The organism is Rhizobium skierniewicense, assembly GCF_014196515.1.
GTDB lineage: Bacteria > Pseudomonadota > Alphaproteobacteria > Rhizobiales > Rhizobiaceae > Agrobacterium > Agrobacterium skierniewicense.
Genome location: NZ_JACIDV010000028.1, coordinates 1 through 5,610, shown reverse-complemented (window position 1 = coordinate 5,610; position 5,610 = coordinate 1). Strand labels below are relative to the sequence as shown.

Genomic DNA, 5,610 nt, shown 5'->3' with positions numbered 1-5,610 from the left:
CGCAGTCGTCGTGGCGCTTGCGTGGTGAACCTGGCCCATAGTGCATCCTTCCATTCACTGGAAAATATCGCACCATCAAATGCCGGGATCAAACAATTTCAGACCAGCGAGATAGGCCTCACTGGCGGATCGTTCTTGTTCACGGCGGTGGCGCGGCATGACGAGCATCGTGAATCCAAACACCTATCGCCGCCGCCGGCAGGGCAGAATGCGGTGATTAATCATGTTCGAAAAGCCGCACTTGGCGCGGAAAAGCGAAAACGATTTGTTGAGAATGTACGATTCATGTTGAAAAATCCGCGCTAAGAGCGGATAGTTACGCATGGTTCACGATCAACGGTCCGCGCTGTCAACTCATATTGCACGCCTGCTCTCTGCGGGCCAAGTAGTCTTTACGCGCCAGCAGGCCGAACAGGCGCTGGGCGTCGAACGCGGCGCCTTCCTCGATGCCGCCGAGCGCCTTCAACGCCGCAAGGCTCTGATCAGGCCCCGGCAGGGGCTCTATGTTGCGGTGCCCCCACAGTTTGCCTCCTGGGGCGCGCCTCCGCCATCATGGTACATCGACGCCCTGATGCGCCACGAGCTGCAGCCCTACTATGTCGGCTTGTTGAAGGCGGCGGAGCTTCACGGCGCCACGCACCAGGCCGTGATGGAATTCCAGATCGTCACGCCCAAACGCATGCCGAAGATCAAGGCGGGCCGTAATCTGATCGTCTTCTATTACCGCAAGGACATTGCAGCTGTGGAGGTGGGCATTGAGGACCGCAAAACGGATACAGGCAGAATGAAGATATCATCCCCCGCGCTTACGGCGCTCGACCTCCTGCGCTATCCACAGGCGGCGGGGGGGATCGATAACGTCGCGACGGTCCTTATGAATCTAGTCGAAAAAATCGATCCTTCCCAGTTGGCCGCATTGTCCGATGCGACTGAGCGGCCTGTCGTTCAACGTCTCGGTTATCTGCTGGAGCGGCTGGGACACAAGACTCTGTCCGATCCGATGCATTCGGCGCTGATGGCGCGCGGTGCGACACCGTGGACGGAGCTGGACCGACATGAGACGCGCGATCCTGATTTCACACCCACGCCGCAGGAGCGCGACGACCGCTGGCACGTGATCGTGCGCCGCGCGCCGGAGGTCGATGAATGATCCCCGCTCAGAATATTGTTGCCTGGGGCAGCGTTGTGCCATGGGCGGACCAGCGTCAGGTCGAGCAGGATCTCATCATCAGCCGCGCTCTCATCGACATCTTCAATGACGATCTCCTTTCCGCCGAACTGCGCTTTCGCGGCGGTACGGCGCTGAACAAGTTGCATTTCCCCGAGCCGCTTCGTTACTCGGAAGATATAGATCTCGTCCGAACGACCGCAGGCCCGATCGGCCCAATCTTGGATCGGCTGCGGGAAATTCTCGAACCTTGGCTTGGCCGGGCGCAATTCGACCAGAGCCCGGTCGCCCCTAATTTCGCTTTCGTGTAGAGGCGGAAGACGGAAGCGGCGTGCCTATTCGTCTCAAGGTCGAAATCAACACGCGCGAAATCGAAACCTACGATCCGCCTCAAGCTCTACCGCTTCGGATAGAAAATCCCTGGTTTGCCGGCGAGGCCGCGATTCCGACCTTCTCCCGGGAGGAAATGCTGGCCACGAAGCTTCGGGCTCTCCTGCAGCGCGACAAGGGTCGTGATCTCTACGATCTCTCCCATGCCCTTGATGTGTTCGAAGGTCTTGACGCTGATCTGGTTGCAGAGCTGTTCGGCCGCTATCTGCAATTTGCAGGCCAATCGATTTCCCGCGCCCAGGCCGAAGAACGAATGTTCGCAAAGCTGGCGAATCCGCGGCTGCTAACCGATATGCGGCCATTGCTTCCGCTCGCACAGGTGGAGTCGTTGTCAGAGGACGCTACCAAGGAGGCTTTCGAGCGCGTATTTGAAGGGCTGGTTGTCAAGATCGCTGGTGATACCCGGGTTCGCACTGGCGAGATGAAAGAGCGGTTTGGGCTTGGCGGACCGGCCATTCAAAAAGCCCCATAGCCTCGACCGGAAGAACGTGGGCGTCCCCTTCGAGACGGGCTGCTGGCTGTGCTGAAGCCCCTGGTAGGCCTTCCCCATTCGGGTGGCCATCCCTGACGTCTCGACAAGGGTTTGCACACCCGCGAAAATCTACATCCCGGACCCGCAAATCGACCCTATCAAGGTAAAGAGCTGGAACTTCAATTTTAGCCCTGCACACGGCATATCAGTGCCCACGCAACCCAAACTCGGCGATAATTGCAGGCCTGGTCGCCAAGAGACGTTCGAGATGGCTTTCCGGCCACATTTCAATGCGCGGAGCGGCACCGTTTGCATTATGCTGTTCGATCCACGTTACGGCATCCGCGGTGAATCTGCCGCTGGTCGCTACAACCAGCACGTCGACCCGCGGGTTGGTCCACAGCGCCATCTGTTCTTTCGTTGCCGCTACGTCGGGAAGTCCTACACTACGACTCGTCCAGTGCTTACACTGGATAATTACGCGAAGCCGTTGCGTACCCGAAAGCTCGTCCTGGATTAGCCGTGTCACCGAAAGGTCACGGCCCCGATCGGCTGCCCTCGTCTGCATAAGCCATTCCGGATTTTCGTAACGTGGCGTGTCGCTGATAAGCGTGAAAATCAAACGTTCAAAAGCTTCGTCATCGATCTCCCACCAAGCGAGTGCTGTCGTGATTGGCCCTGTCGGTCGCGCCGCGACCAGGATCGACAGGTCCTCAACTTGCACCGGAACGGCCTCGTTCACACCGTACAAGCCCTTGCGCAGCGTGGTCTTTACGTTAGGCCAATCCATCGATTCTATATCATGGAGGTCGCCGACATGACCAAAATGGATGTGCCGCAGCATGTCAGACCAGCGTGCCGGCTTCCTAACGCTGGAGCCGAGTAACACCTCGATCTGATCCATATGCTCACGCATGACGCTCCATAGTCCTCCATCAAGCCGCTCCTGAGGATCCTCGTCCGGTCCCACCGCCGCTCGAACCGCGCGAATGTCAGCATCGATCTGATCGATCAAGCCAAAAAGCGCGTCGCGGATGAGCTCCTTTCGCATATTGTTGAGCCGAAAGCGGTACTCTCGCAGCTCGCGCCCGGGCTCTTCGATCCAGCGCTCGACGGAAACCTGTGCGCTCGGCTCATCGATCTCCATCGCGTCGAGCCTGCTTTGGGCAAGGCCATCAATATCCAGAAGCGTTGCCGTCGGCTTCCAACCTCCAATTTTCGGAAGGCTCTGGAGGAGAAGATCGAATGAGCGTCCCCGGTCCTCGTATTCGACGTTCTCACCGAACACGACTCCGGTTGGGATCATCGCGGCCATCTCATCCCAAAGCCGTTCCAACTTCACGAGATTGGCTTCCGCCCACTCGAACTGCTCAAGCGCCTCCATGATAGGATTATTTTGTGTATTCGCTGCTGACACTCACTCCTCCATCGCTACAATATAGCATCCATAGTATATGACATCAGGTGCGTATAATGAGGAGAGGACGCTTCGCAGCTCGGGTGGCACGTTACTTCATCGAAATAGGATTACCCGCATCTTTGCGGAAATTTGCCAAGCAGTCGCGCCGCAGCGACGGGCCAACGCCAATCGATGTACAAACGTGAGCTCCCAGGAACCGCCCAAAGTCTTTTGGTCATGGCAAAGCGACTTCTCGTCGGCGACATGCAGAACATTTGTTCGCGCCGCGCTAGTGGAAGCGATCGAACAGATCAACGCCGAAATGGACGTCAACGACGCCGACCGACCAGAGGTCGACCACGACACAAAGGGCGAGCGTGGCATGGTGGACATCGCCTCCACCATCCTGACCAAAATCGCCAATGCCGCCGTATTCGTCGCCGATCTGACCCCGATCGCGCAATCATCGGCAGGAAAATGGCTCCCGAATCCCAACGTCATGATTGAACTCGGCTGGGCGATGCAGAAGCCTGGTTGGGAGCGTGTGATCGGGGTGCTCAACACGGCGTCGGGCGCTGAGATCGAAGACCTCCCGTTCGACATTCGTCAAAGGCGAGTCATCACCTATGTTCTCGCCGATGGTGCTGACGCCACCACGCGAAAAAGCGTCAACAAAAAACTTGTCAGAGAGCTGAAAGGCGCGCTCGAAGTAACCTCTCCGAGAGGGCCGAACAAATCGCCGTGGACAAGGTGATAGTTGGTGCGCCCGCCAATCCGCAGAATCCGTCGATCTGGGCTTCAGCCAAAGAAACGCTCACACACAACGACGCATTCGGTCGGCCAGGCCGCACAAAGATCCAGCTTCCCGACGTCCCGCGCTCCTACATGAGGATCATCCCAGCTGGCTGGAATACACACCCTCCATCGGTCGCGGACATAGCAACGCTTCACAACGGAATGAGAGTTGAAGCGCCCCACGACGGGGCAGCATCCGGCGATTTCGGTGCGACGGAAGAGGGCTTCGTCAGATATTGGCTCACCGGTGAATACGGACAGCCCTCATCGACGTCCAATGTTACCATGTTTTTTGAGGACACTGGCGAGTTTTGGTTGCTCCACGGTAGCGTCATAGCCCCGACTAAGAACTACGCGCTTCTCAAGGACCACCTCATGCTCGGACAGTGGTCGCAAGTCTTGCGTCGATCGATGCAGGTGATGGATCGCTACGGGGCGCTTGGTGCGCGACGGGTAGAGGCAGGCCTCTACAGTGTCCGCGACCTTCGCTGGTTTGCTGAGTGGGAGATGGATCGAATCCAGTCACGCCGCAATGACGTGATGACGATGCGACAGAGCCGTGATTGGGACGGCAGCGCCCAAATTACGTTTCTGACGGATGCCTACAATCGCGTGCGCGGCCTTTTCGCGCTACCTCGCCTCTCCGAAGCGCAGGTTTCCGAAATTCTTGCAAATTTCGACGCAGAGCGTTTCCGATTGAATGATTGAGCCCGCGAGACCAGCAATCCACTGTCTCCAGTGGCCGCCGGCAATTTGCTTCGCGTTTATCGACACGGCTGCGAGCGAACGGATCAACGACCGCGCGGATGCGAAAGAATCGAGATGAGCACCCGCGCGATGTAGAAAAGAGGACAACGTGGAAGAACCAGAAGAGAGCCGCGGGAGTACATCGTCTTTCCTGAAGAGGCCATCAAATATCTGCCCGAAGAATGGCAGTAGCAGCTTTATGCACTCAAAGAGGAAGGCCAAGGCGTTCTGGAGACAGCAGATGACAATCTGAGGATCTTGATCGTCTCGTCCATGCGTTCCCGACTATGGCGAGCCTTCGCTACATCCAGCATCGGCTGTCCTCCAACAAGTTCGAAGCGACGATGGATTGGGCGCTCGAAAACGACATGCTGACGTTGGCGTTCGTGACGACTTACTCTCGCCTCATTGACGGTGGCATAGCAGCGGCGTTTCTCGCAGCGCGTTACCGCCCGAGCTTCGTCCGGTGCATGACAAAATCATAGAGCTTCGCAATAAGCGCTATGCCCACAATGCTGGCCACGACTTGATAACCGGCAACCTAGTGACGTTGCCCCCAAGTTTTATCCAGTTTTGAGTTCGCTCCAGCGGTTTTGGGTTGCTGTATTCGGGGCGGTAGCGGCGGGTTGCGGTGCGGAG

General features: G+C 57.6%; 8 protein-coding genes. 7 read left to right on the top strand and 1 reads right to left on the bottom strand.

Annotation, left to right across the window (positions count from 1 at the left end; genetic code table 11):
* The 4 genes from GGQ73_RS22725 to GGQ73_RS23205 form a co-directional block, all read left to right on the top strand.
* Nucleotides 1-306: hypothetical protein (locus GGQ73_RS22725; RefSeq protein WP_210290203.1), on the top strand; the 306-nt coding region annotated here is incomplete at its 5' end.
* A 16-nt stretch (nt 307-322) separates the two neighbouring features.
* Nucleotides 323-1,150, top strand: coding sequence for a type IV toxin-antitoxin system AbiEi family antitoxin domain-containing protein (locus GGQ73_RS22720; protein ID WP_183897990.1), 828 nt, complete (start codon nt 323-325; stop codon nt 1,148-1,150).
* Nucleotides 1,147-1,479 carry a nucleotidyl transferase AbiEii/AbiGii toxin family protein gene (locus GGQ73_RS23210; protein ID WP_252094075.1) on the top strand — a complete coding sequence of 111 codons (333 nt, stop codon included), beginning with the start codon at nt 1,147-1,149 and terminating at the stop codon, nt 1,477-1,479. The genes GGQ73_RS22720 and GGQ73_RS23210 overlap by 4 nt, the downstream gene beginning before the upstream one ends.
* 20 nt (nt 1,480-1,499) lie before the next feature.
* Nucleotides 1,500-2,030 (top strand): nucleotidyl transferase AbiEii/AbiGii toxin family protein, encoded by a 531-nt coding sequence (locus tag GGQ73_RS23205; RefSeq protein WP_252094076.1) that lies wholly within the window; start codon nt 1,500-1,502, stop codon nt 2,028-2,030.
* A gap of 205 nt (nt 2,031-2,235) precedes the next feature.
* On the opposite strand, the gene GGQ73_RS23300 is transcribed toward GGQ73_RS23205, so the two are convergent.
* Nucleotides 2,236-3,447: a restriction endonuclease gene (locus tag GGQ73_RS23300; protein WP_183897989.1), complete on the bottom strand. Its 1,212-nt coding sequence runs from the start codon at nt 3,445-3,447 to the stop codon at nt 2,236-2,238.
* A 37-nt stretch (nt 3,448-3,484) separates the two neighbouring features.
* Here GGQ73_RS23300 and GGQ73_RS22705 point away from each other — a divergent pair, with 37 nt between their 5' ends.
* From GGQ73_RS22705 to GGQ73_RS22695, 3 genes are all read left to right on the top strand, one after another.
* Complete coding sequence (locus tag GGQ73_RS22705; protein ID WP_183897988.1) at nt 3,485-4,183, top strand: hypothetical protein; 699 nt, start codon at nt 3,485-3,487, stop codon at nt 4,181-4,183.
* Nucleotides 4,171-4,932, top strand: a complete 762-nt coding sequence (locus GGQ73_RS22700; RefSeq protein ID WP_183897987.1) for a hypothetical protein — start codon at nt 4,171-4,173, stop codon at nt 4,930-4,932. Before GGQ73_RS22705 ends, GGQ73_RS22700 begins: the two co-directional genes overlap by 13 nt.
* A gap of 326 nt (nt 4,933-5,258) precedes the next feature.
* Nucleotides 5,259-5,456 carry a hypothetical protein gene (locus GGQ73_RS22695; protein ID WP_183897986.1) on the top strand — a complete coding sequence of 66 codons (198 nt, stop codon included), beginning with the start codon at nt 5,259-5,261 and terminating at the stop codon, nt 5,454-5,456.
* Nucleotides 5,457-5,610 lie beyond the last annotated feature (154 nt).